Below are 22,691 nucleotides of genomic sequence, written 5' to 3' on the forward strand. Positions count from 1 at the left end.
GTCACCGGCCGATCCATTCCGTCGACTCGGTGACCTCGGCCAGTTGTCCGGGGATCGGGGAGATTCCGATGCCGGGTTCGTGGGGCACGGTGAGGTGGCCGTCCTCCAGCACGAACGGTTCGGTGATGTCGGTCCGGTAGTACCGGCCGGACGCGGACGTGTCGCCGGGCAGGGTGAAGCCGGGCAGTGCGGCGAGCGCGACGTTGGCGGCGCGGCCGAGGCCGGTCTCCAGCATTCCTCCGCACCAGACCGGGACGCCGTTGGCGGCGCACACGTCATGGATCCGCCGGGCCTCCAGGTAGCCGCCGACCCGGCCCGGTTTGATGTTGACGACCGAGCAGGCGCCCATCGCGATCGCGTCGGCCGCCGAGCGGGCGGAGACGACGGACTCGTCCAGGCAGATGGGGGTGCGCACCCGCCGGGCGAGTTCCGCGTGGCCCCTGAGGTCCTCCTCGTCCAGGGGCTGTTCGATCAGCAGCAGCCCGTACGGGTCGAGCCGGGCCAGTTGCGCGGTGTCGGCCAGGGTGTAGGCGGTGTTGGCGTCCGCCTGGAGCAGCACGTCGTCGCCGAAGCGTTCCCGGACCGCGCGTACCGGGGCGACGTCCCAGCCGGGTTCGATCTTCAGTTTGATCCGCCGGTAGCCTTCTGCGAGGTAGCCGTCGACGGTGTCGAGGAGGGCGGGGAGCGAGTCCATGATGCCGACCGACACCCCGGCCGGCACCTGGGTGGCCGTTGCTCCCAGCCACTGGCCCATCGAGATCTTGTGGGTGCGCAGCCAGGCGTCCAGTACCGCGGTCTCCAGGGCGGCCTTGGCCATCCGGTGTCCCTTGAACGCGGCCAGTGCCGGGGCGACCGCCCACGGGTCGAGGTCCGGCAGGGCGGTGAGGGCGGGCACCAGGTGGCTGCGCAGCACGTCCGCGGCGCCGGCGGTGTATTCCGAGGAGTACAGCGGGTCGGTCATGGTGACGCATTCGCCGTAGCCCTCCTGGTCCCCGGTCTCGGCCCTGACCAGCAGGATCTCCCGGGTGGTCATTGTGGCGAACGAGGTCCGGAAGGGTGCGACCAGCGGCATCGCGATCCGGCGCAGTTCCACACCTGCGAGTCTCATGTCGGGTTCTCCTGACGTCTTTCGATCACGTACCGGCCGTCCCGGGTGAATCCGGTGACGGCGTGTCCCTGGGCCATCAGTCCGCCGAGCACCTCGCGCAGCGCGCGGCGCCATTCGCGGGCCAGGCAGGGGGCGGTCCGGCGCAGTTCCTCCGCCTCGGCGGGGACCCGGACCAGGACGGTGTCGCCCCCCGGGTCCCCGACGACGGGGCGGCCGTCGGGCCCGGCCTCCAGCCCGACCACCGTGCGTCCGCCCGCCGCACCGGCCGTGGCGGGCGGGGGCGGGGGCGTGCCCGTCGCGGACGCGACGGCGCGCGGACCGGTCAGTTCCCAGCGGACCATCAGCCGGTCCGTCTCGGTCCCGGCGTTGACCTCGTCCTGCATGCTGCCGTAGAAGTCGGGCAGGTACTCGCTGGGTTCCGCGCCCAGTTTGGCGAGGTTGAAGTAGGCGTTGCGGCTGATCATCGGGTCGAAGGTCCAGGTGATGGTGGTGATGCCGCGGGCCAGGGCCCAGGCCCGCTGGTGCTGCTTGACGGCGAAGCCGACGTTGCGGCCCCGCAGCCCGTCGTCCACCCCGGCAATGTGCGAGTGCAGCCCGGCGCTGGCGAGGAAGCCCAGGCAGAACCCGACCATCCGGCCCTCCCGGTGGACGCCCGCGACATAGCTGCCGGAGTGCGCGAAGACCCGGAGCAGCTCCGGCGGGATCAGCGGACTGCCCAAAGCAGGCCGCCAGATCCGGTCCAGCACCCGGCACGCCTCGTGCATCTCCTGCGGCCGGTGCAGCTCCGACACGGTCACACCCGCCCGGCGCGCCGCCAGGTCCGCGGCATTCGCCGCCGCTCGTGTTCCGTTCATCCCGCCGCTCCGCCGGTTCCGGCCGGCGACTGGTGCAGCAGCGCCGTCACCAGGCGGGCCACCAGGGCCGTGCGGCGGGGCAGTTCGGCGACGATCACATGCTCGTCGTCGGCGTGCGCCCCGCCGCCCACGGCCCCGAGCCCGTCGAGCGTGGGAGCCCCGGCCCCGGCGGTGAGGTTGCCGTCGGACGCACCGCCGACCGCCACCCCCCGCAGGGATCCGAGCCCCAGCTCCGCACCCTGCTCCCGGGCGAGTTCGAACAGTTCGGCCGAGGCGCCGGCCGGCAGGGGCGGCCGGTCCGGGCCGCCGGTGAAGGTGAGCGAGGCGCCTTCGGTCACCGGCCGCAGAGCCCGCACGGCACGGTCCACCCGGTCCTGCTCCGCGGCCGTCTCCACCCGCACGTCGACCAGCAGGCGGGCCGTGCCGGGCACGGTGTTGCGGGTGGTGCCCGACGAGGCGACGGTCGGGGTCACCGTGGTGCCGCTCGCCGGATCGGCGAGCGCCGACAGCGCGAGGACCTGATGGGCCAGTTCGGTGGTCGCGTTGATACCGCGGTGGGGTTCGAGCCCGGCGTGCGCCGCACGTCCGGCAATGCCCAGCCCATAGCTCGACACACCCTTGCGGACCGTCTTCAGCGCACCGTTCTCACTCGCCTCCAAAACGAGCACGGCCCCGGTCCGGCGGGCCTCGGCCTCGATCAGAGCGCGCGAAGTGGGAGCACCGATCTCCTCGTCCCCGGTGAGCAGCACCGACACCCCCTCCAGGCAGTCGAGGACGGACAGAGCATGGAACAGCTGCACCACACCCGCCTTCATGTCGAAGCAGCCGGGCCCGGTCAGCCGTCCCCCGCCGACCCCGAAGGGGTGAGCGGCCAGCGAACCCACCGGCCACACCGTGTCGAAGTGACCCAGCAACAGCACCCGGTCACCGGAACCGAACCGCCAGCGCAGGGCAGGCCGCCCCGAACCATCGAGCCACTCCGGCACCACACCGGTCAGCCGGGCACCGAGACCGGCAACGACCCCCGCACAACCGGCAACCGCGACCAGGTCCCCGCTCGGCGACTCGGCACACACCAACTCCCCGATGTCATCCAACATCCGCGACAGCCCGGCCTCCAAAGCAGTGACGAGTCCGGTCACGTCAGCCCACCTTGGGGGTGGCGCGGGGACAAAACGCGGTGGCACCGTCGCGGTGCCCGGCCCGTCCGCCGTCCTTCGCACACCGCCGCCGTTCCCGTCGCCGGGGCCGTCGGGTCTGTCGTACTCGCCATGGTCACCTCCGAAGGAGCGGCACTCCGCCGCCACCAGGAGGACGGTAGGCGGCGCGGGGCGGGCCCGGTTGGTGGCGGCGCACGAAAATCCGGCCCTTCGTTGGTGCGCCGTACCGAAGACGCACGACGGGCAACGCGGGCACGGGGTCCGTCCGACCGACCGTCCGACCGTCCGACCGTCCGACCGTCCGGGCAGGAAAACCTTTTGCGAGCCGTTCGCGCTGCTGAAAGCGTGGAATTCATGACCGCGCAGCACCAGATACGGGCCGACTACGACGCCCGGACGATCGTTGTCTACCAGGCGTACTCACCGGCGGTGGCCGATCCGGCCCTGCGGGCGAACCGGTTCGTGGCGCCGTTCTCGTTCAACCGGATGACCTGGATCAAGCCGTCGTTCCTGTGGCTCATGCACCGCAGCAACTGGGCGCAGAAGCCGGGGCAGGAACGCGTCCTCGCGGTGCGGATCACCCGGGAGGGGTGGGAAGAGGCCCTGTCCCATGCCGTGCTGACGACGTCCGATCCCGCCGCGGTCTCCCGGGCTCCCGTGCACGTCCAGTGGGACCCCGAACGTTCGCTCCGGGGGGCCGCCCTGAACCACTACAGCATCCAGGTCGGGGTGGGGCGCGGGCTGATCCGTACGTTCGCCGAGGAGTGGGTCGTCGGTCTCACCGATGTGACTCCCCAGGTCCGCAAGATCGCGAAGCTCGGCCAGGGCGGCCGGGCGACGCAGGCCGCGCGGCTGCTGCCTCCCGAGCGGATCTACCCGGTGCCTCCGGCCGTCGCGAGGTCCTTGCGCATCGATGCCTGACCGCCCGCCGCACGGGACGCACGAGAGGGGTGCCCGTGCGGCGGATCGGCGAGGAGCTGCGCAGACGGTCCGGCGAAGATCCGCGACGGCGGTCCGGTGCAGGCTCTCACAACGGCGGTTCGGTGAAGAGCCTCATCAGCCAGCGCGCCCCCTCCCTGTCGCCCGTCGTGCCGAGGCCGGCACCGGCGCCGGGGAAGAGGCGTCCCCAGGAACGGGCCCGGCCGATCGCCCCGAGCCGCCACGCCAGACCCGTCGCACGCCGCAGCCCGGCCGGGGTGCGGCCCTCGCCCGTCCACGGCTCCAGGTAGGCGTCCAGCAGTCGGGGCAGCGCGTCGGGGCCGAATCGCTCGCGAGCCGACCCGGCGGGCACCAGGAAGCTGCAGAAGGGGTGGCCGACGGCCGCGTCGCCCCAGTCGAAGAAGGTGTGGCGGCCGGTCCCGGCGACGAAGAGCTGGCCGTCGTGGAGGTCGCAGTGGTCGAGCGTGTCGGCGATGCCCGCGTCCGCGAGTTCCTCGCACCACTCCACGAACCGGGGCCGCAGTCCGCGCAGTTTCCCGCGGTCGGCGGGGGCGAGCGCGGTGTTCTCCTCGACGGTCCGGTCGAAGAGGCCGGGGAGCGCGGCCGTGTGCGCGGCGGGGACGCCGAGCCGTTCCATCTCCCCGGCGTACGGGACCAGCGCGCGCTGCATCGTGGCGTACTGGCGCAACGGCTCCTCCCAGGCGCGCGGGTCGGCGGCGGGGCGGGCCGCGTCGAGCGCGTCGCGGAAGAGCGTGCCGCCGTCCGGGAGCAGGGCCCAGCCCCGGTCCGTGTCGACGGCGAGCGGCCGCAGCACGTGCTCGGGCACCCAGCGGGACAGCGCGTCGGTCAGTCCGGCCTCGAAGGAACTGGCGGGCGGGTTGGCCTTGAACCAGACGGTGCCGCCGTCCGCGACGGGTATCCGTACCAGCACGGACCACGGCCGCAGCCGCACCTGCCACGGCCCGGCCCCGCGCAGTCCGTGCGCGGCGAGCCCCTGCCCGGCCCAGTCGAGGACCGCCTCCCGCCACGCCTTCCGTTCCCAGGGAGTCACCGCGTCCGGGTACCGCCCCCGGTCCACGGCCATCCGCCCGTCACTGCCCATCGCCCCGCCCCAACTGTCCATCAGCTTGTTCTTCAGCCTTTCAACCGTTGTAAAGCGATAACCGACGGACTTGCGTTCTCCGTGGCGCAGTTGCACGGCCTCCGGCTCGTCGTCGCCTCCGATGACTTCGGACCCCCGCACCCCGGATCATCAGTCCCGAAGTGATCCGACCGCCTCGGAGGTCATTTCGGCGGAACTCCTGGACGCCATTTCCGCCGGCAGGTCCGGGGCAGCGGATGAGGGTGAGGCGGCGATGACGGTTGCACCCGTCCGGTTGGCCGACATGTTCGGTGTCGCCTCGCGAGCCTCGGCGAGAGCCCGCTGCCTGATGTCGCCGAACAGCTGCATCGTGGTGGCGGCCAGGACGTCGTCCCTGCCGATGGTCCGCCTGTCCCCACTGCGAACGGACAGGACCTGGAGGCAGTCGTCGAGGGGCGGTGGTGCGGCCGGTTCGCCCGGTGTCACCAAGGTGACCGAGCCGAAGCGTTTCACTCCGCCCTCGCGGACGACCATGGCCGCGTCCCGGGCGAGGTCCGTCAGGAACGCGCTCGCGATTCCGTCCAGGTCACGGACCATCGCGGGGACGGCCGTCACCCCTCGGCTCCGCAGCAGCCTCTTGATCCCGGACTCGAACCTGTGGGCGCCGGCCACGGCACTCGGTTTGCGGGACCTGCCGCGCCCGGGAGGAACCACAACGACTCCCTCGGCGTCGCGCACGACACCGGTCAGGCCCTTGAACGTCGGGCTGTGCTCGTACCACGTGGCCCCCACCTCCACCTCGACGTTCCGGTCGATCGCCGAGATGAGGTCCCCGGGTATCAGCTTCTTCCGGGCCTGCTCCGCCGCCGCTCTCCTCGCGCCGTCGATGATCTCCGTCAGCACTGTCCGCGTCACCGACGAGGCGGCCCGGGCGGCCGACCGTGAGATGTGCATCGGGGTCACGTTCCTGAACACCGCGTTGACGAGAGAAGGCTTGAACGGCGAGACCTCCCCGGACGAAGCGGTCCCGGGACTGCTGCGCTCGGGGCGTGCGGGCTGTGCGGTCATCGGAAGAAACGCTCCCTGCTGTCGGAGTATCGAAGACCTACACTTCACCACGCGGATCCGCTCTCCTCCCATCCTCCGTCGAGGTTTCGACTTCGCTGCGTGACCGCCTCGCTGAGCCGGTGTGCCGGGCTGCGGGGGCGGTCGGCGGTGTCCGGTGATGTGCCGTCGAGTCCGTGGCCGCGGCCGGGCCGCGGGGCGACGGCCTCGCGGGCGGCATCGTCACCCCGGTCACCGTGAAGCGTGGCCGGAAGATGAGTTGGCCTTGCGGAACTGCGCAGGACCGCCCCGGGAGCACTGTCCTGTCAGGACACTCATGCCCGACCGTACGAGCAGCAGTGGTTCACCGCCCGGTGAGCCGATGCATACGTGCTCACCCGACCACGGGCGCAGTCACGACGAGCCCGCTGCTGCCGAATTCCTGTGCAACCTGCTGCCGCTCCCGATCACGCGTTCCGGCTGGGTGGGGCCGAGGCGGTGACAGGCCGCCCACCCTCATGTGGGCCGCTCCCGCCCGGTGGTGACCTCACCTCGAAGCCGATGCCACCACCGGACTCGTCCCCGGGTGCGTGACCACCAGGGCGTCGCGGCAATCGCCCCAAAAGTCGATATGCCGTCGAGGTCATGGTGACGGTGCACTGGACGGCTCGCAGGCTCTGGGGCCGGGCGGCGAACAGGGTCTCATCAGGCGTGTCCTGCGTCCCGCCGCTCTGTGGACGCGCCTTCGACGGCGGGATCAACGGCTTCACGATCTCGCACAGCCCGCCCGGAACGATCCAGCTCCACGTACCCCGCCCCATGAACAGCCGCCCCTCCGCCCGCCGCCGCTCAGCCCGAATGCCGGTTGTCGGGGTTCCGCGCGCCGTCGGCGTCAGAGGCGGGCGAGAAGGCCGGGCCCGGGACATCGCCGGGTGGGTCGTACGGATCCGAGCCGTTGCCTCTCAGGACAGGCCTCGGTGGATTTTCGGCTTTGTCGGCCATGACCTGCCGGGCACATCTCGTCGGGCACTACCGGCGGCGGGGTGACGACGGGGCTGCCCGGCAGGGCAGGCCTCACGTGGATGGATTGCTTGATGGTGAAGTCGACATGATGGATTGTCGGCTTGGCCTTGCCATGCTTGGGGCTGGACCGCGCAGGAACCAGAACGACGACCATCAGGATTCCGCAGTTTCGAAAGAGGGGGAACTACCGTGAAACGAACCGTCAAACGGTCGGTCTTATCCGCGCTGACGACCTTGGGGGCGGCAATCTCGTTGACCCTCGTCACTTCGCCGCAGGCCCACGCGATCGACATGGTGGAGTGCGGACCGAGTGATTTCCTCACAGTGAATTGGCACATCGAGTACGGGGGCTCCTGGTCCACCGAGAAGTCCTGCTTCGCCAATGCCGGTGAGTTCGACATGGACGTGATGGGGACCGAGTGGCTCGACAGCATCTCGACCGGTAACAACCGTGTCCAGTGGTGGGGGGACGGGCGCTGGCAGCCCGACACTCCCATCGGCAAGAACACCGTCTACACCTTCCCGAACCATCCTGGCGGGGTCGCGCTGGACTGGATCAGGATCCTCTGAGTCGTAGGTGCTCCCGGGGCGGCGATCGTGTCCGATCGCCGCCCCGCGCCGCTGCCGCGGTCCGAGCCGGGCGCATGCGCACCGGCCGGAGGGGTCGGGAGCCGGCGGTCCTGCTCTTTGCGGCGGGGCACGGCACCGGACGTACGGGTTCACCGAACCGTCCGGGTTCTCCCTCGGCCCGGACCGGGACTGCAGTATCGCCGTCCCGTCGCCCGGGAAGCAGACCATGGCCCCCTGCCGGTCCTTCTCCAGACTTTGCCGTGTCTCATGGGACGCATGCGCGGCGCCGCCGCTTTCGTCGACAAGGCCACTGCCGCATCCATCCATCAGTGTGACGGTGCGTGACACGAACAGACCTGTCAGGAGTCTGTCCGGCGATGCGATGCGGGTTGCCTTTGTCCGGTGCTTGTGAGCCTCGGATCTCGTATGAACATCGGCCGCGTGACAGCATTCTTCGGCACGATTCCCGTTGCGACGGGCGACGATTTCGGTCAAACGATCGCGTCGGCATCCGTTCGGGGGTGACTGTGCGGTTATGCGGGAGCGTGCCGGCTTTTGGCGTGATGATCGTCTGCGGCGCGGGATGGTTCGGCTGATGAACCGGTGGATCCGCATCGCGCTGCCGACTCATGTTCGTCCCTGAATCCGGGAAACCACAGGCGTAGTCCACAGGCACAGATGCACCTGCTCGTCCACGTGTCGACTGCCGGGCACCCGGCGGTGCTCAGCGCCGCAGGGTGCTTGTCGAAGGGGCGGCGCCTGTTTGCGGGGACCTTGCCGACCGGACGTACCTGCCGAGCCCGGTGGATGGGCCCGGCCGGTCGGGCGTGGGCCGGGGACGCACGGTGCCGCTGTCCCTCTTGGGACCGGGGCGCTCTCACCCACCGCAGAGGAGCACGGATGCACCTGATTCCCTCAGAGCAGGAGAAGCTGCTGCTGAGCGTGGCCGGGATGCTGGCCAGCTACCGCAAGGAGCGCGGCATCAAGCTGAACTACCCCGAGGCGGTGGCGTACATCAGTTGTTGGGTCATCGAGGAAGCGCGGGCGGGGAACTACACAGTCGACCAGATGATGAGCGACGCGGACGTTCCTCTGGAGCAGCGGAAGGGGGACACCCCGGGCCGGGGCGAGAGCGTCCTGACGACCGACGACGTCATGGAGGGCGTGCCCGAGATGCTCGACATCCTCCAGGTCGAGGCGACCTTCCCCGACGGGCGCAAGCTCGTCACTCTCTACGACCCGATCCGCGCGCCGAAGGCCGCCCCGCTGCCCGCTCCCATCCGCTGAGGTCGAATCCCATGCCCTACTTTCAGCCTCTGCCGCCGAAGCCCCAGGTGACCACGCCGGTCGTGTGTCCGAGCATTTGCCTCTGCCGTCCCGCGGACGACCCCTGCCAGAAGCCGGACCCCGTACCGCCCTCCGCCTTGGACCCGAGCAGGTCCCACGACTTCTCCCGGTACGAGGTGGGCGGAGTGTGGGTCAGGGATCCGGACGCGGTGCATGTGCTCAACTCACAGGGTGACAAGGCCGTCATCTATGTGGTCAATGTGGGTGACCGCGACATCCAGATCGGTTCGCACTTCCATCTGGCCGACGTCAACGAGGACCTGCTGTTCTTCACCGACACGGACACCGCCATCGAGGCGGAGGCCGTTCTGACCGATCCTCAGCGCCTGCGGTCCGAGCAGATCGCTGCGGCCCGTGAGCTGGCCCACGACCGGTCGAAGACGCCGGGGAAGGCCCCTTGGGGATATCGCCTGGACATCGCTCCGGGGGACTCCATGCGGTTCAGCCCCGAGAACGCGCCCAGCGAGGCGATCGAGGTCGTGCCGATCGGCGGACTGCGCCGCGTTCCGGGCCTGCGGAAGGACAAGCCGGCCGACGACGTCGCTCTCGGCTGACCGGGACTTCGTACATCCAGCTGGAGGAATGCAATGGCGAACATCACCCGCGAGCAGTACGCGAAGTCCTACGGTCCGACCGTGGGCGACCAGGTACGCCTGGGCGACACCAACCTCTGGATCGAGGTCACCGAGGACCTGACGTTCGGGGGCGACGAGGCGATCTTCGGCGGTGGGAAGACCATCCGCGAGTCGATGCTCCAGGGGACGACCACGAGCGCGGAGGGCGCCCCCGACACCGTGATCACCAACGTGATCATTCTGGATGTCGGACCCGCGCTGGAGCGGGGGAACACCCATTCCATCGTGCGTGCCGACGTCGGGATCAAGGGCGGCAAGGTCGTCGCTGTCGGCAAGGCCGGGAACAGAGACGTCATGGACGGAGTCACCCAGGGCCTGGAGATCGGCCCTTCCACGGACGTGATCTCCGGCGAAGGCAAGATCCTCACCGCGGGTGCGGTCGACACCCACGTGCACTACATCTCCCCCTCGGCTGTCATGGAAGCGCTGTCCACCGGGACCACCACGCTGATCGGCGGCGGCGTGGGGCCTTCCGAAGGCTCCAAGGCGACCACCGTGACGCCCGGCCCGCAGCACCTGGTGAACCTGCACCGGAGCTTCGACGACCTGCCGGTCAACGTGATGCTGCTGGGCAAGGGAAACACCGTCAGCAAGGACGGCCTGGACGAGCAGGCGCTCGCGGGGGCCGGCGGCTACAAGATCCACGAGGACTGGGGGGCCACCCCGGCCGCACTGGACGCCGCGCTGAAGGCCGGGGAGGAGTGGGGTCTGCAGGTCACCCTGCACGCCGACTCCCTGAACGAGTCCGGCTTCGTCGAGACCACCCTGGACGCCGTCGACGGGCGCGGAGTCCATGTCTTCCACGCCGAGGGCGCCGGCGGCGGTCACGCTCCCGACATCCTGAAGGTGGCTGCCGAGCGGAACGTCCTGCCCGCCTCCACGAACCCGACGCTCCCGTACACCGCGAACACGGTCGCCGAGCACATCGACATGCTGGCCTCCGCACACCATCTCGATCTCAGCAACAAGAACGACCAGGCGTTCGCCGACTCCCGGATCCGCTCGACGACCATGTTCGCCGAGGACGTGCTGCACGACATGGGTGCCATGTCCATCACCTCCTCCGACGCGCAGGCCATGGGCCGTATCGGGGAGGTCGTGACGCGTACCTGGCAGGTCGCCCATGTCATGAAGGAGTGGAGCCATCTGACCTTCAAGGACGCCAACTTCTTCTACGGGGCCGACCGGGGGCGGGGAGACAACGCCCGTGCGCTGCGGTACGTGGCCAAGTACACCATCAACCCCGCCCTCGCCCACGGCATCGACGATTACGTCGGCTCGGTGCAGACGGGCAAGCTGGCCGATCTCGTACTGTGGGACCCGCGATTCTTCGCCGTACGGCCGGAGGTGGTGATCAAGGCCGGTGCCATGGTCGTCGGCAACCTCGGTGATCCCAACGGTTCGGTGTCGACCCCGCAGCCGACCCTCCTGCGCCCCGCGATGGCCGACGCGATCGCCTGCCGGCTGTCGTACTCGTTCGTCTCCGAGAAGGTTCTCAACCCTCCTGCCGGTACGGACCCGTACGGCGGGGTGCGGGGCACGGGCGTGTTCAAGGGCTCGTTGCAGGACACGCTCGGTCTGCGGCGTGAGCTGCGGGGCGCCAAGCCCGTCAAGGACGTCGGGAAGGCGGACATGGTCTTCAACGACGGGCTGTTCGGCATCGACATCGACCCGGCCACGTTCAAGATCGCAGTGGAGATCCCGGGAGTCGCCCCGTCGGAAGGGCATGCCCTCACCAGGCACAAGAGCCGAAACGGTTTCTGGTATCTCGACCAGCCGAAACCGCCGAAGAGCCTGCCGCTCACCCAGCGATACCTGCTGTTCTGAGGAGCCCGGTGAGCACTTCTCCGCTCCTGCTCGCCCTGCTGGGCGATGCCCGGCTCCCCTCCGGGGGGCATACGCAGTCCGCCGGTCTGGAGCCGGCGCTGCGGGCCGGTACGACACCCGCCGAGGTGCCCGCGTACCTGCGCTCGCGTCTTCGCACCGTCACCCGTGTGGAGGCGGGAACCGCCGTCGTCGCGCGTGCGGTCGCGGCGAACGGCGGTGACCTCGCGGAGGTCGAGGCCGCCTGGGCCGCCCGGACCCCCAGCCCGGCGCTGCGGACGAACGGACGGCGGCTGGGGCGCGGGTACCTACGGGTCCTGCAAGGGCTCTGGCCCGGCCCCGTCGATGCCCGCGCACGCACCTGGTCACGCCCCGTCGTTCTCGGTCTGCTCGCGCACCGCGCCGGAATGGACCCGGCCGACGTGGCCCGTCTCGTCGGGTACGACGACGCCCAGACCGTGACAGCGGCACTCCTCAAGCTCGAACCGCAGGACCCGCTGCTCATCACCGCATGGGTGAACGAACTCCTGCCCGACATCGACGAGATGGCCGACGGGGTCGCCCCTCTCCGCCTCCCGGAACAGATTCCCGCCCACGGCGCTCCCCTGATCGAGCGCTGGGCCGAGACCCACGACGCCACCACAGAGAGGCTCTTCAGTGCCTGAGAACGCCACCGCCCCCGCCCGTGCCATGCGCCTGGGCGTAGCCGGCCCCGTCGGCACCGGGAAGAGTTCGCTCATCGCGACGTTGTGCCGGGCGCTCTCCGGCGAACTGCGCCTGGGCGTCATCACGAACGACATCTACACCGACGAGGACGCACGCTTCCTCAGGAGCGCCGGAGTGCTGGATCCCGAACGCATCCGCCCGGTGGAGACGGGCGCATGCCCCCACACCGCGATCCGTGACGACGTGACGGCCAATCTGCTGGCGGCCGAGGATCTGGAGGCCGACTTCGGCCCCCTGGATCTCGTCATCATCGAGTCCGGCGGCGACAACCTCACCGCCACCTTCTCCCCCGCCCTGGTGGACGCCCAGGTGTTCGTCCTGGACGTCGCCGGCGGCGGTGACGTCGTGCGGAAGGGCGGTCCCGGCATCGCCCGCGCCGACCTGCTCGTGATCAACAAGACCGACCTGGGCGAGCATGTGGGCGTGGACGTCGAGCGCATGACGCGCGAGGGGCTCGAAGCCCGGCAGGGCGCTCCGGTGGTCGCGCTGTCCCGGCACGACGAGGCGTCCGTCCGGCTGCTCACCGGCTGGGTCCGCGACACCCTCGCCCACTACCGCACCGGCGAGCACACCCCGGTCGACCCCGGTCCCATGGCGCCGCACTTCCACGCCGGTCAGGACGGTGAGGAACCCCACCCGCACGCCCACACGCACGGCCAGGATCCGACGCATGCAGGGCAGAGCGCGTGACCGGACCGACCCGCCTGGGCGTCGTGCGCACGGGGAGCCGCAGCCGCGTCCACCACACGACCGGGCATCTGACGGTGCGGACCATGGAGCAGGACGCCTACGGCGCCCGGGTGGGCCTGCTCGCCACCCAGGCGCTGCTGCTGTCCGGCGACGACGTCCGCATCGAGGTGGACGTCGCTCCCGGCGCCTGGCTCGACATCGTGGAAACAACCGGCACCGTGGCATACGAGGGTGACGCGCCGTCATCGTGGGCGATTGACGCCACGGTGGGCGACGAAGCGGTCCTGACCTGGGCGGGCAAGCCCTTCGTGGTCTCGGACGGGATCGCCACCCACCGCGACACCCGGATCCGGCTGCACGGCACCGGCAGGATCCTGATGCAGGAGAAGATCGTCCTGGGACGTGCCGGCCAGACCGGCGGGGATCTCACCACGTCCCTGAACGCGACGGACGACACCGGGCCGCTGCAGGTGGAACACCTCGACCTGACCAGGCAGGCCCGTTGCATGCCGGGCGTCCTCGGGAGCCTTCGCTCCATGGACACCGTCACCGCCCTGGGATGGTCGCCCGAACCGCCCGGCAGGCCGGCAACCGGCACCACCGGGCCCGGCGAGACGTACTTCCGTCTGGACCGGGCCGGGGCCGTACTGCGCTGGATGGGAATCGGCCGGTTCCGTGACCGGCTGTGCGACCCCGCCTTCGCTGCCTGGTGCGAGGAGGCCATACGCGGCCACCGGTACCGGGGCCGGCTTGCTGCACGACGCCCGAGCCCCACGGAAACAGCCGGGCGAAGGGCTGTGCCGACGCCGGCCGGCTTCCCGTCGTCGTCACCAGCAGCACCAGCAGGCCCGTGAACCTGCCCTCGGCCGACGGCGGGAACCAGGAGTGGGCCCGCAGGCCCGTGCTGATCGACCCTCCGCGCGGGTGATCACTCCTGCCCGTCCGGATCGTGCAGCAGCCGCAGGCCGCCGAGCATCTCGGGAAGCGGGCCACGACGAGCAGACCGATTGCTCCTGGACCAGGAGGTCGGAGCACAGGTGCCGTTCCGACGTCTTCGGGTCTCAGGCCGGTGCGGACGCGACGCGTCCGGACGGGGTGACGCCACTGGCCCGGTGCGCGGCGGCACGTGCGCCCCGGGGCGGGGCAGGTCCGGTACGGGGCGTCCGCACGGGGTCGGTGTCCTTCGGGCGCGGGTGGGTGCGCTCCCCTGCCGGACCGGCGTCCGGGGCGGGCGGTAGCGTGGGGCCATGACGATCGAGCGTGCCGCCCGCCGTGTTTCCGTCACCGCCCTGACCGCGCTCGCCGGGGCCCATGTCGCGTGGGGGCTCGGTTCGACGTGGCCGCTGCCCGACCGGGAGACCTTCTCGGACGTGGTGGCCGGGCGGCAGGAGCCGCCCGGTCCGGTGCCGTGTTTCGCGGTGGCGGGAGCGCTGGGGACCGCGGCGCTGCTCGTCGCGGGCCGGCCCCGGCGGCGCCCGGCACTGTCCAGGATCGGTTCGGCCGGTGTCGCGGGAGTGCTCGCCGTGCGCGGTGCGGCCGGGCTCGCGGGGCGTACCGAGCTGCTGTCCCCGGGGGCGGGGGGCTCGCCGCGCTTCCGGCGCCTCGACCGGATCGTCTACGCGCCGTTGTGCCTCGCGCTCGCTGCCTCGACCGCGGTGGCCACCGCCCGCCGCGACCGATAGGCGGTGTGCCGCGATTCCGTACGCCTCCGGCCGCTCCCGCGCCCGGCCCTTCTTACGCCCCTTGAGCCCCTTGCGCCCCGATCATGCCCAGTGCGTCGATCGCCGCGGGCGACAACCGCGGCCGTGCCAGGTCCGCCAACGGCAGCCAGGCGACGGCGGAGGTGGAGTCGTCGGCCTTGGTGACCGCGAGCGCGCCGGGTGCGAGCTCGACCCGGTAGAAGAGCCCCACGAGGTGCCAGTGCACTCCGAGCCGGTGGGCGGTGTAGGACCGGGCGTCCACCAGCCGGGCCTCCCGCAGTTCGAGGCCGGTCTCCTCGTACAGCTCACGTGCCAGCGTCTGCTCCGGTTGCTCGCCCGGGTCGATCCCGCCACCCGGCAGGTGCCACAGCCCGGGCAGGAACACCGGTGAGCTGTCCGAGAGTTGTGTCAACAGCAGCCGGTCCTCCGTGACGGCCACCGCATAGGCCGAGACGCGTGACCGTATGTCATTTCCCATGTGTACTCCCCCAGGACGCAACGCCCGGCTCCGGCCGGGCCGCACGGAACAACCTATCGATCACGAACCGGGGCCGGACAGGGCACTGGCCGGGTCCGTGCCCGTACGGCGGCTCCCGCGCCCCGACCACAACAGCCGAACCGGACGAAGGAGAGATCCCCATGAGCACGAGCACCTCCGGTCCCATCCGCGTGCCCGACGCCTTCGCCGCGTGCTACACCCGGCACAGCGGCGCCTCCGGCCGTGCCTGGATCGCCGCGCTGCCCGGCCTGGCCGGTGAGTTCCTGGACCGTTGGGCGCTGCGACCGGACGGCCCTCCGGACCACGGCATGGCCTCCCTCGTCCTGCCGGTGACCCGTGCGGACGGCACGCCCGCGGTGCTGAAGCTCCAGCAGGTCACCGAGGACAACGCCGGTGCCGCGTCGGGTCTGCGCGTGTGGAACGGCGACGGGGTGGTGCGCCTGCTCGACCACGACGCGGACAGCGGCACCATGCTGCTGGAACGGCTGGACGCGAGCCGGCCGCTGTCGTCGGTGGCCGACGACACGGCCGCCCTGCGCATCCTGGCCGAGCTGCTGGCCCGGCTGGTCGCGGTGCCCGCACCGCCGGACATCCGACGGCTGGCCGATGTCGCCGCGGCCATGCTGGACGGGACGCCCCGCGCGGTGCCCGCACTGAGCGACCCGGCCGAGCAGCGGCTGGTGCGCACCTGCGCGTCAGCGGTGGCCGAACTCGTCGGCGAGTCCGGTGACCGCCTGCTGCACTGGGACCTGCATGACGACAACGTCCTCGCCGCCGAGCGGGAACCCTGGCTGGCCATCGACCCCGAGCCCCTGGCCGGCGATCCCGGTTTCGAGCTGCTGCCCGCGCTGACCAACCGCTGGGCGGAAACGGTGGCGACCGGCGACGTGACGCGCTCGGTGCTCCACCGCTTCGACCTGCTGACCGAGGCGCTCGGGCTGGACCGGGAACGGGCGGTCGGCTGGACGCTGGGCCGGGTCCTGCAGAACGCGCTGTGGGACATCGAGGACGGCGAAACCGCTCTGGACCCGGCCCAGGTCGCCATCGCCACGGGCCTGTTGGACCGGTCGGCGCGGAAACACTGACACGTCTCGGGCACTGACACGCCTCGGGCGCCGGGCCGCGGGGCCGGACCCTCTTCTCGGACCAGTCCGGTGGACACCGCCCCCGTACCGCTCGCGACACCGCGCGGCGGGGCCGGGGCACCGCGTGTGCGCCGGGCCCGGAGAGGGCCCGGCCGCCCGGTGCGCACGCTCCTCGCACGCGGCCGCCCGGCCCCGCCCGGTGCCGTCAGGACAGCGCGGCCGGTGCTCCCCCGTGCGGGGTCAGCCGCGCGATCCGGGCCAGGCGGCGCAGCGAGTCCACCAGGGCCGCCCGGTCGTACGTGCTGGTCGTGACGAGCACCTCGTCGGCGCCGGTCTCCTCGATGGCCGTTTCGAGACCGGCGGCGACCTCGTCCTCCGTACCCTGGAGGTGGCCCTTCAGCCCGTCCTCGTAGAAGCGGCGCTCCTTCTCCGTCATGGTTCTCGCCCCGATCCGGTCGGGCGGGCCGAGCGGCGGGAAGACTCCGTGGGTGCGGGAGTGCGCCATGGACCACGCCTCCGGCATCAGCAGCCGCCGGGCCTCCCGCGCGCTTCCGGCGACCGCGACGGTACCCGCGACGACCACGTACGGTTCCGCGGCCCGGGCGGAGGGGCGGAAGTCCCGTCGGTAGCGTTCGACGGCGCGCAGCAGTTTCTCCCGGCCACGCAGGTCGCCGATCACCAGTGGCAGCCCGGCCGCCGCCGCGATGCCGGCGCCCTCCCCGGTGGCCAGCACGAACGGGGGTATGCGCAGCCCCTCGGCGGGGCGGGCGTGGACCTGTGGGTGGGCCTGTTGCGTACCGTCCAGCCAGCCGAGCAGTTCGGCCAGCTGTGCCGCGAAGTCGTCGGCGGCCGGCCGGTCGGTGCCCAGCGCCCTGCGGATGCCGTCGGTGAAGCCGACCGAGCGGCCGATGCCCATGTCGATCCGGCCGGGGAACAGGGACTCCAGTACGCCGAACTGCTCGGCCACCACCATGGGCCGGTGGTTGGGGAGCATCACCCCGCCCGTCCCGACCCGGATGGTGGAGGTCGCCGCCGCGACGGCCGCGGCCAGCACGGTCGGCGCGGAACCGGCGACGCCCGGCACACTGTGGTGCTCGGACACCCAGAACCGGTGGTATCCGAGCGCCTCGGCCTCCTCGGCGAGACGTACGGTGTCGCGCAGCGCCTCGGGGCCGTCGTGCCCCTCGCGGGTGCGGGAACGGTCGAGCACGGAAAACCGGGTGGATGCGATCACGGAACTCACACCCTTGTGCAACACCCGTGCGGCGCCAGGATTCCCCGCCCCTGCTTCTCCCGCCCGCCGCTCTCCCCGCCTTCCGCCTTTCCCTGTCCTTCGCCCGGTTCCTCGGCTCCGGGGCCGCGCCGCCCGGCCTTCATTTCATGGGCCTTCATTCCATGGGGTAGATGTCCCCGCTCGCCATGCCGCTCACCTGCTCGCTCTCCGATTCGATCCTGCGGGCCTTGTCCTCCAGGCGCCGACGCTCCTCCGGGTCGGTGGCCCGCTCGGCCTCGCCCTTCAAGTCCTTCGCCTTGGCGCGCAGTTGCCGTACACGGCTGCGGAGTTCGTCCGACTCGCTCATGATCGCTCCTTGGGTGGTTCTCCTCAGCCCCGGCACCGGTGCCGTCGGCACCGGCAAGCACCCGGGGCCGCGGAACGGGCTTTCGCGCCCAGGAAGCCGAGCCCGATGCCCAGCATCCAGAAGTCCTTGGCCAGGGGGGTGCCGTCCTGGGTGGGCCGCAGACTGCCCGGTTCCCGCATTCCGGGGACCCGCAGGTACAGCCCGACCAGGCCCCCGGCGAACCCCGTCAGCGCCAGCCCCGCCAGTCGCGTCGGCACGAAGGGGGTGAGCAGGGTGCCGCCGACCGCGATCTCCGACCAGGCCAGCAGCCGGGTGAACCGTTCGGGCTCGATCCGCCGCAGGAACGGGTAGGCGGCGCAGGCCATGCCGTGCAGGCCCTGCGCCGTCTCCGCGTCGGCCTTCAGTTTGCCCAGGCCGGAGTTGAGGACGAACGCGCCGATGGCGAGGCGAGGGGGCACGTCGCGCGGTTCGATTGTCGTCATGGGAGCCTCCGTCCCTCTGGTACCGGCCCCTCGTCGAGCTTATCCAGTGGGCGCGATCGGCGCTCCGCAAGGAGTCCCCGGCCCCGGCGGAGTCACCCGGCGTCCGGCCGTGCGGCGCGCCGGACCCCGCGCCAGGACGCCGGGGCGCAGCACTCCCGTACCGGTGATGTCGACTTCTGTTGCCCACCGAGCAACCCGGGGCCCGCGTACGTCGTCTTGATCCACAGCAAGGCGGTTCGCCGCGAGTGACAGGTCATGTCAAAACCCCACGAGTGCCCGGGTCAGCACACCAGGTAGCTATACACCTCATGTATACACATTATGTATAGCTGTTCGGATTCCGTCCCGGGCACGCGCGAAAGGTTCCCATGCACAGCAAGGCACTGGCGCCCGAGTACCAAGGCGCCCTCACGAAGATGTCGGTGAACTCCTCCCTCACGGACGTACTGGCTGAAGGCGTACGGCACTTGAAGGAGGCCGAACGCTCCGGATCCGGCGGGGAGGTGGCCCGGTGCAATCTCGCCGTGGCCGAGGCGCACCGCAGGCTCGGCAACGTGGCGGAGGCCGACCTGGCGTGGAAGGCCAGTTACCGGGCCGCGCGCTCGGCCGAGGACCTCGGGGCGATGGCCTGGGCGTTGTGGAGCGGCGGGACGCTGGCCCGCCAGCGCGGCGAACTCAGGCTGGCTTTCCGGCTGTTGGGCCTCGCAGCCGACATGGGCAAGCGCGGCGGGGACATCGTCGCCCGCGGCTACTCGCTCGCGGGTCTCGCGGAGACCGGGCGGATCCAGGGCGACTACCGGACCGTCGCCGCCCTGCACGAACAGCTGCTGGCGGAGGCGCGCGCACGCGGCGAGGCGCGCCACACCGTGTGGGCCCTGGAGGGCATCGCGCAGATCCACCGCAACACGGGCTCGCTCGACACCGCCCTGGCCATGTTCGAGGAGGCGGCCGAGCTCGCGGGCAACGCCGACGACCGGCGCGGCCGGGCATGGGCGTTGCGCGGCATCGCCGACATCGTCTCCCTGCGGGACGAGCCGGAGCGCGCGCTGGCCCTGCTCGCGGAGGCCGAACTCACGTGCCGGGAGATGAAGTTGTCCAGCGCGCTCGCCTACAACCACAAGATGCGCGCCAATGTCCTCTTCCGTGCCCGCCGGTACGAGGAGGCGCGCGCGATGTACGAGGAGGCGCTCGCGGAGTTCCGCGACATGACCGAGCCCCGGGGCGAGGCGCTGGCCCGGCTCGGTCTGGTCAAGTCGCTCGCACGGCTGGGCCGGGACCGCGACGACACCGCGAAGGACCTGGGCGAGTTGCGCCGCACCCTGGACCGGATAGGCCTGCTCAACGCCCGGGAGATGGTGGACAAGGCGTACGCCGAACTCGGGGTGGCACCGGCCGGTGCCGGTGCCGGCACGGACGGGGAGGGCGGACGCCGATGACGCCCTCGCCAGTGACCCAGCGGGCCACCCCGCCCGAGGTGCTCGCCCGCTGCCGCGACCTCGTGCGCCCGGCGCTCGTCCGGGCGGTGCGGCGCCTGCACCCGTGGCACGCCGAGATGGCCGCCTTCTCCCTCGGCTGGAACGCGGCGGACGGCACCCCCGTACCGGGCTCGCAGGGCAAGGGACTGCGCCAGGCCCTCGCGCTGCTCGGCGCCGAGGCGGCCGGGGCGCCGGCGCGGGAAGGGGTCGTCGGCGCCGTCGCCGTGGAGCTGATCCACGTCTTCTCCCTCATCCACGACGACATCATGGACGGCGACGAGACCCGCAGGCAGCGGGCCACCGCGTGGAAGGCATACGGAACGGGTCCGGCGGTCCTCGCGGGCGACGCGCTCTTCGCCGCGGCGGTGCAGACCCTGGCCGAGGCACCCGGACCGCACGGCGCGGCGGCGGTGCGGCTGCTGGCCGGGACCCTGACCGAACTGGTGCGCGGCCAGGCCGACGACCTGCTCTTCGAGTCCCGGCCCTGGACCGGTCCGGAGGCGGTCCGGCCGCACGAATACCGGTGGATGGCCGAGCACAAGACGGGGGCGCTGCTCGGTTGCGCGGCGGGGCTGGGCGCCGTGCTCGCCGGGGCACCCGCCACGACTGCGGAGGCGCTCACCCGCGCGGGACGGCATCTCGGGGTGGCGTTCCAGGCGGTGGACGACCTCCTCGGGATCTGGGGGGATCCCGAGGTCACGGGCAAGCCCGTGCACAACGATCTGCGGCGGCTGAAGAAGACGTACCCCGTCCTCGCGGCCCTGACCACGGACCACCCCGCCGCCCGGCGGCTCGCCGCGCTGCTCGACACCGGAATCCCGCTCGACGACACCACCGCCCGGCGGGCGGCCGGACTCGTCGAGGAGGCGGGCGGCCGCCGCGCCGTGCTGACCGAGGCCCAGCAGCAGCTGGAGCAGGCCCGCCGGAGCCTGGAGGACGTTCCGCTCGCTCCGGCCGCGCTCGGCGAGATCCTCGGGCTGCTCCCGTTCGTCGTCGACCGCACCGGGTGACCAGGACGCCACACCCCGCGTAGTGCAACCCTCGGGCCTCCCGGCCCCGGCCGCTCCTCTCCTCACCCCGCGGCGAGGCCCGAGGGCACACCGACGACCTGGACGGACGGTGTCCGAGCCCCGAACCGACTCGACTAATTCGCATTAGTACCTTGACTTCGTCTGTCGGCGGGTCCGAAGCTGAGCGCCTCCCACCGTGAGGACGCCATGAGTGAGATCACCCGAAGAGGGTTCGGCCGCATGGCCGGGCTGGCCGCGCTGACCGCAGGTTTTTCCCTGGGGGCGGGGGTCCCCGCCGAAGCCGTCGCCGCGGGGACCGGCAGGTTCGAGTCGCGTTTCCTGAGTTCGTTCGCCCAGCGCCGCTACTTCACGTACCCCACCCACAACGGCTTCGTCGATGCCGAACGCATCGTGCTCGGCCAGCGGGAGACCGGAGCCACCAGTCTGTGGGAGGTGGATCTGCGCTCGGGCCGGGAACGGTTCCTGGCGCGCTTCGCCACCCCGGCGGACGACCGCAACCCCTTCGTCTGGTGGAACGTCCACTCCGGGCACCTCGTCACCTGCGCCGAGAACGCCGTGTGGTCGGTCGGCCTGGCCGCCTCCGCGCCCACTCCCGTAAAGCTCTACTCACCGCCGACGGGCCGCGCGCTCAGTGTGGTCGTCAACCTCCACCCGGCGGGGGACAGGGTCCTGTGCAGCCATTACCCGGCGCCGATCGCCGCCGGTCCCACCAAGACGGTGGAGATCGGCCTCCTCGACGGCCGTGTCCGGGAGGTCTTCTCCGGCAGTGTGTTCGCCACCCACTTCCAGTACAGCGCCCACGACCCCGAGTGGATCGGCTACTCGCTCGGCGGCAAGGTCCGCTCCTGGGCACTGCACCCGGTGCACGCGCCGCACGGCAAGCCGATCTGGGACCAGGACGCCGCCGGCGTCCCCATCGGAACCCATGAGGTGTGGAAGTCCCGGGCCGACACCGGCTGCCTCGTCGTGGGCATCGGCAGCAGCTCGGCGGGGCTGTGGATGGTCCATCCCGACGGCCGCCCCGCCCGGTTGCTGGCGCGGGGTCCCTCCGCGACGAACGGCGCCTACGACCACTGCGACCTCACGGCGGATGGCCGCTGGGCCGTGACCGACACCATGGGCCGCAAGGGCTCGACGCTCGGCCAGGTGGGAACCGTGGCACTGGTGGACCTGACCGGGGAGCACCCGCCGCGCACGCTGGGAACGGCCGGCTGGGGCTCGGCCCATCCCGGCCATCCGCACCCGGCCTTCTCGCCCGACGGCCGCCTCGTCGCCTACACCGACACCGAGGCCGCCACCGACCGCACCCGCGTGGTGCTGTGCGACTCGCGGGGCGACTGGGCACCCCGCCCGGCGGCGTGGGAGGCGGAGGCGGAGGACCTCGTGGCCACCACCACGGGCGGCCGCACCGAGGTCTTCACGGACCCGCAGTGCGGTGCGGGCCGCGGCCTGCTGTTCACGCCGAACGCCCCGGGCGGCACGCTCTCGTGCGAGTTCCGGCTGCCGGAATCCGGTCGGCGGACCCTGCGGTTGCGGGTGAAACGGCACTACTCCAGGGGGATCTACCGGCTGTCGGTGAACGGAACCCCGGTCGGCGGTCCACTGGACCTGTACAGCCCCGTCGCGGCCTACGACGAACCGGAGTTCGCCGGGGTGTCCCTGCGGTCCGGGACCAACGTGCTCCGGCTGACACACCTGGGGCAGCGTCCCGAAAGCACCACGACCCCCGGGACCTGCGCCGTCGACCGCGTCGGCCTGCTCTGAGGACCGCGCGTGCGGCCCGTACGGGCCGCACGCCCCGCGCGACGGCCGGCCAGGACACCGGAATCACGCCCATC

Annotated in this window: 21 protein-coding genes and 2 pseudogenes; 13 read left to right on the forward strand and 10 right to left on the reverse strand. The window is 71.6% G+C overall.

Features of this window, described 5'->3' with window-relative positions; all coding sequences use genetic code 11:
• Position 1: 1 nt before the first annotated feature.
• The 3 genes from menC to EAO76_RS39530 are packed head-to-tail and all read right to left on the reverse strand — an operon-like array spanning position 2 to position 3,062.
• Positions 2-1,108, reverse strand: coding sequence for an o-succinylbenzoate synthase (menC, locus tag EAO76_RS39520; RefSeq protein WP_148841062.1), 1,107 nt, complete (start codon positions 1,106-1,108; stop codon positions 2-4).
• Positions 1,105-1,962 carry a GNAT family N-acetyltransferase gene (locus EAO76_RS39525; RefSeq protein WP_148841063.1) on the reverse strand — a complete coding sequence of 286 codons (858 nt, stop codon included), beginning with the start codon at positions 1,960-1,962 and terminating at the stop codon, positions 1,105-1,107. Before EAO76_RS39525 ends, menC begins: the two co-directional genes overlap by 4 nt.
• The gene (locus EAO76_RS39530) at positions 1,959-3,062 is read right to left on the reverse strand and encodes a M20 family metallopeptidase (RefSeq protein WP_148841103.1); all 1,104 of its coding nucleotides are present in this window, start codon (positions 3,060-3,062) and stop codon (positions 1,959-1,961) included. Before EAO76_RS39530 ends, EAO76_RS39525 begins: the two co-directional genes overlap by 4 nt.
• Positions 3,063-3,476: 414 nt before the next feature.
• On the opposite strand from EAO76_RS39530, the gene EAO76_RS39535 reads away from it, so the two are divergent.
• Positions 3,477-4,043, forward strand: a complete 567-nt coding sequence (locus EAO76_RS39535; RefSeq protein WP_148841064.1) for a DUF4291 domain-containing protein — start codon at positions 3,477-3,479, stop codon at positions 4,041-4,043.
• A 106-nt stretch (positions 4,044-4,149) separates the two neighbouring features.
• Here EAO76_RS39535 and EAO76_RS39540 read toward each other — a convergent pair whose 3' ends face one another.
• From EAO76_RS39540 to EAO76_RS39550, 3 genes and pseudogenes are all read right to left on the reverse strand, one after another.
• Complete coding sequence (locus tag EAO76_RS39540) at positions 4,150-5,163, reverse strand: phosphotransferase (RefSeq protein WP_148841104.1); 1,014 nt, start codon at positions 5,161-5,163, stop codon at positions 4,150-4,152.
• Positions 5,164-5,439: 276 nt separating this feature from the next.
• Positions 5,440-6,210: pseudogene (locus EAO76_RS39545) on the reverse strand (hypothetical protein); the annotation flags it as partial.
• Positions 6,211-6,872: 662 nt separating this feature from the next.
• Positions 6,873-7,007 (reverse strand): annotated as a pseudogene (locus EAO76_RS39550) (IS5/IS1182 family transposase); the annotation flags it as partial.
• Positions 7,008-7,398: 391 nt separating this feature from the next.
• Here EAO76_RS39550 and EAO76_RS39555 point away from each other — a divergent pair.
• The 8 genes from EAO76_RS39555 (at position 7,399) to EAO76_RS39590 (ending at position 14,683) form a co-directional block, all read left to right on the forward strand.
• Positions 7,399-7,779, forward strand: coding sequence for a beta/gamma crystallin domain-containing protein (locus tag EAO76_RS39555; protein ID WP_148841065.1), 381 nt, complete (start codon positions 7,399-7,401; stop codon positions 7,777-7,779).
• 900 nt (positions 7,780-8,679) lie between these two features.
• Positions 8,680-9,066, forward strand: a complete 387-nt coding sequence (gene ureA, locus EAO76_RS39560) for an urease subunit gamma (protein ID WP_148841066.1) — start codon at positions 8,680-8,682, stop codon at positions 9,064-9,066.
• Positions 9,067-9,203: 137 nt separating this feature from the next.
• Positions 9,204-9,680 (forward strand): urease subunit beta, encoded by a 477-nt coding sequence (locus tag EAO76_RS39565; RefSeq protein ID WP_262376143.1) that lies wholly within the window; start codon positions 9,204-9,206, stop codon positions 9,678-9,680.
• 33 nt (positions 9,681-9,713) lie between these two features.
• Positions 9,714-11,588, forward strand: coding sequence for an urease subunit alpha (gene ureC, locus EAO76_RS39570; protein WP_148841067.1), 1,875 nt, complete (start codon positions 9,714-9,716; stop codon positions 11,586-11,588).
• Between the two features lie 8 nt (positions 11,589-11,596).
• Complete coding sequence (locus EAO76_RS39575; protein WP_148841068.1) at positions 11,597-12,250, forward strand: urease accessory protein UreF; 654 nt, start codon at positions 11,597-11,599, stop codon at positions 12,248-12,250.
• Between the two features lie 25 nt (positions 12,251-12,275).
• The gene (ureG, locus tag EAO76_RS39580) at positions 12,276-13,001 is read left to right on the forward strand and encodes an urease accessory protein UreG (RefSeq protein WP_222872243.1); all 726 of its coding nucleotides are present in this window, start codon (positions 12,276-12,278) and stop codon (positions 12,999-13,001) included.
• Positions 12,998-13,855 (forward strand): urease accessory protein UreD, encoded by an 858-nt coding sequence (locus EAO76_RS39585; RefSeq protein WP_148841070.1) that lies wholly within the window; start codon positions 12,998-13,000, stop codon positions 13,853-13,855. Before ureG ends, EAO76_RS39585 begins: the two co-directional genes overlap by 4 nt.
• 393 nt (positions 13,856-14,248) lie before the next feature.
• Positions 14,249-14,683, forward strand: coding sequence for a DUF3995 domain-containing protein (locus tag EAO76_RS39590; RefSeq protein ID WP_148841071.1), 435 nt, complete (start codon positions 14,249-14,251; stop codon positions 14,681-14,683).
• A 52-nt stretch (positions 14,684-14,735) separates the two neighbouring features.
• Here the strand turns inward: EAO76_RS39590 and EAO76_RS39595 are convergent, their stop codons facing one another.
• Positions 14,736-15,179: an NUDIX hydrolase gene (locus EAO76_RS39595; RefSeq protein WP_148841072.1), complete on the reverse strand. Its 444-nt coding sequence runs from the start codon at positions 15,177-15,179 to the stop codon at positions 14,736-14,738.
• Positions 15,180-15,340: 161 nt separating this feature from the next.
• Between EAO76_RS39595 and EAO76_RS39600 the strand changes: the two genes are divergently transcribed.
• Positions 15,341-16,285 (forward strand): aminoglycoside phosphotransferase family protein, encoded by a 945-nt coding sequence (locus EAO76_RS39600; protein WP_148841073.1) that lies wholly within the window; start codon positions 15,341-15,343, stop codon positions 16,283-16,285.
• A 205-nt stretch (positions 16,286-16,490) separates the two neighbouring features.
• On the opposite strand, the gene EAO76_RS39605 is transcribed toward EAO76_RS39600, so the two are convergent.
• The 3 genes from EAO76_RS39605 to EAO76_RS39615 form a co-directional block, all read right to left on the reverse strand.
• Complete coding sequence (locus EAO76_RS39605; protein ID WP_148841074.1) at positions 16,491-17,519, reverse strand: MsnO8 family LLM class oxidoreductase; 1,029 nt, start codon at positions 17,517-17,519, stop codon at positions 16,491-16,493.
• Positions 17,520-17,673: 154 nt separating this feature from the next.
• Positions 17,674-17,865: a DUF6381 family protein gene (locus EAO76_RS39610; RefSeq protein ID WP_148841075.1), complete on the reverse strand. Its 192-nt coding sequence runs from the start codon at positions 17,863-17,865 to the stop codon at positions 17,674-17,676.
• 23 nt (positions 17,866-17,888) lie between these two features.
• On the reverse strand, positions 17,889-18,347 hold the full coding sequence (locus EAO76_RS39615; RefSeq protein WP_148841076.1) for a hypothetical protein: 459 nt from the start codon (positions 18,345-18,347) through the stop codon (positions 17,889-17,891).
• 368 nt (positions 18,348-18,715) lie between these two features.
• Between EAO76_RS39615 and EAO76_RS39620 the strand changes: the two genes are divergently transcribed.
• From EAO76_RS39620 to EAO76_RS39630, 3 genes are all read left to right on the forward strand, one after another.
• Positions 18,716-19,783, forward strand: a complete 1,068-nt coding sequence (locus EAO76_RS39620) for a tetratricopeptide repeat protein (protein ID WP_148841077.1) — start codon at positions 18,716-18,718, stop codon at positions 19,781-19,783.
• On the forward strand, positions 19,780-20,832 hold the full coding sequence (locus EAO76_RS39625) for a polyprenyl synthetase family protein (protein ID WP_148841078.1): 1,053 nt from the start codon (positions 19,780-19,782) through the stop codon (positions 20,830-20,832). The genes EAO76_RS39620 and EAO76_RS39625 overlap by 4 nt, the downstream gene beginning before the upstream one ends.
• A gap of 207 nt (positions 20,833-21,039) precedes the next feature.
• Complete coding sequence (locus EAO76_RS39630; protein ID WP_148841079.1) at positions 21,040-22,617, forward strand: hypothetical protein; 1,578 nt, start codon at positions 21,040-21,042, stop codon at positions 22,615-22,617.
• Positions 22,618-22,691: the final 74 nt, after the last annotated feature.

The sequence above is a fragment of the Streptomyces sp. sk2.1 genome, assembly GCF_008120935.1.
In the GTDB taxonomy this organism is placed as follows: domain Bacteria; phylum Actinomycetota; class Actinomycetes; order Streptomycetales; family Streptomycetaceae; genus Streptomyces.

Coding starts and splice junctions, on each gene's coding strand:
- menC (WP_148841062.1), bottom strand. CDS start 1,108: ATGAGACTCGCAGGTGTGGAACTGCGCCGGATCGCGATGCCGCTGGTC.
- EAO76_RS39525 (WP_148841063.1), bottom strand. CDS start 1,962: ATGAACGGAACACGAGCGGCGGCGAATGCCGCGGACCTGGCGGCGCGC.
- EAO76_RS39530 (WP_148841103.1), bottom strand. CDS start 3,062: ATGTTGGATGACATCGGGGAGTTGGTGTGTGCCGAGTCGCCGAGCGGG.
- EAO76_RS39535 (WP_148841064.1), top strand. CDS start 3,477: ATGACCGCGCAGCACCAGATACGGGCCGACTACGACGCCCGGACGATC.
- EAO76_RS39540 (WP_148841104.1), bottom strand. CDS start 5,163: ATGGGCAGTGACGGGCGGATGGCCGTGGACCGGGGGCGGTACCCGGAC.
- ureA (WP_148841066.1), top strand. CDS start 8,680: ATGCACCTGATTCCCTCAGAGCAGGAGAAGCTGCTGCTGAGCGTGGCC.
- ureC (WP_148841067.1), top strand. CDS start 9,714: ATGGCGAACATCACCCGCGAGCAGTACGCGAAGTCCTACGGTCCGACC.
- ureG (WP_222872243.1), top strand. CDS start 12,276: ATGCGCCTGGGCGTAGCCGGCCCCGTCGGCACCGGGAAGAGTTCGCTC.
- EAO76_RS39590 (WP_148841071.1), top strand. CDS start 14,249: ATGACGATCGAGCGTGCCGCCCGCCGTGTTTCCGTCACCGCCCTGACC.
- EAO76_RS39595 (WP_148841072.1), bottom strand. CDS start 15,179: ATGGGAAATGACATACGGTCACGCGTCTCGGCCTATGCGGTGGCCGTC.
- EAO76_RS39600 (WP_148841073.1), top strand. CDS start 15,341: ATGAGCACGAGCACCTCCGGTCCCATCCGCGTGCCCGACGCCTTCGCC.
- EAO76_RS39610 (WP_148841075.1), bottom strand. CDS start 17,865: ATGAGCGAGTCGGACGAACTCCGCAGCCGTGTACGGCAACTGCGCGCC.
- EAO76_RS39615 (WP_148841076.1), bottom strand. CDS start 18,347: ATGACGACAATCGAACCGCGCGACGTGCCCCCTCGCCTCGCCATCGGC.
- EAO76_RS39620 (WP_148841077.1), top strand. CDS start 18,716: ATGCACAGCAAGGCACTGGCGCCCGAGTACCAAGGCGCCCTCACGAAG.
- EAO76_RS39625 (WP_148841078.1), top strand. CDS start 19,780: ATGACGCCCTCGCCAGTGACCCAGCGGGCCACCCCGCCCGAGGTGCTC.
- EAO76_RS39630 (WP_148841079.1), top strand. CDS start 21,040: ATGAGTGAGATCACCCGAAGAGGGTTCGGCCGCATGGCCGGGCTGGCC.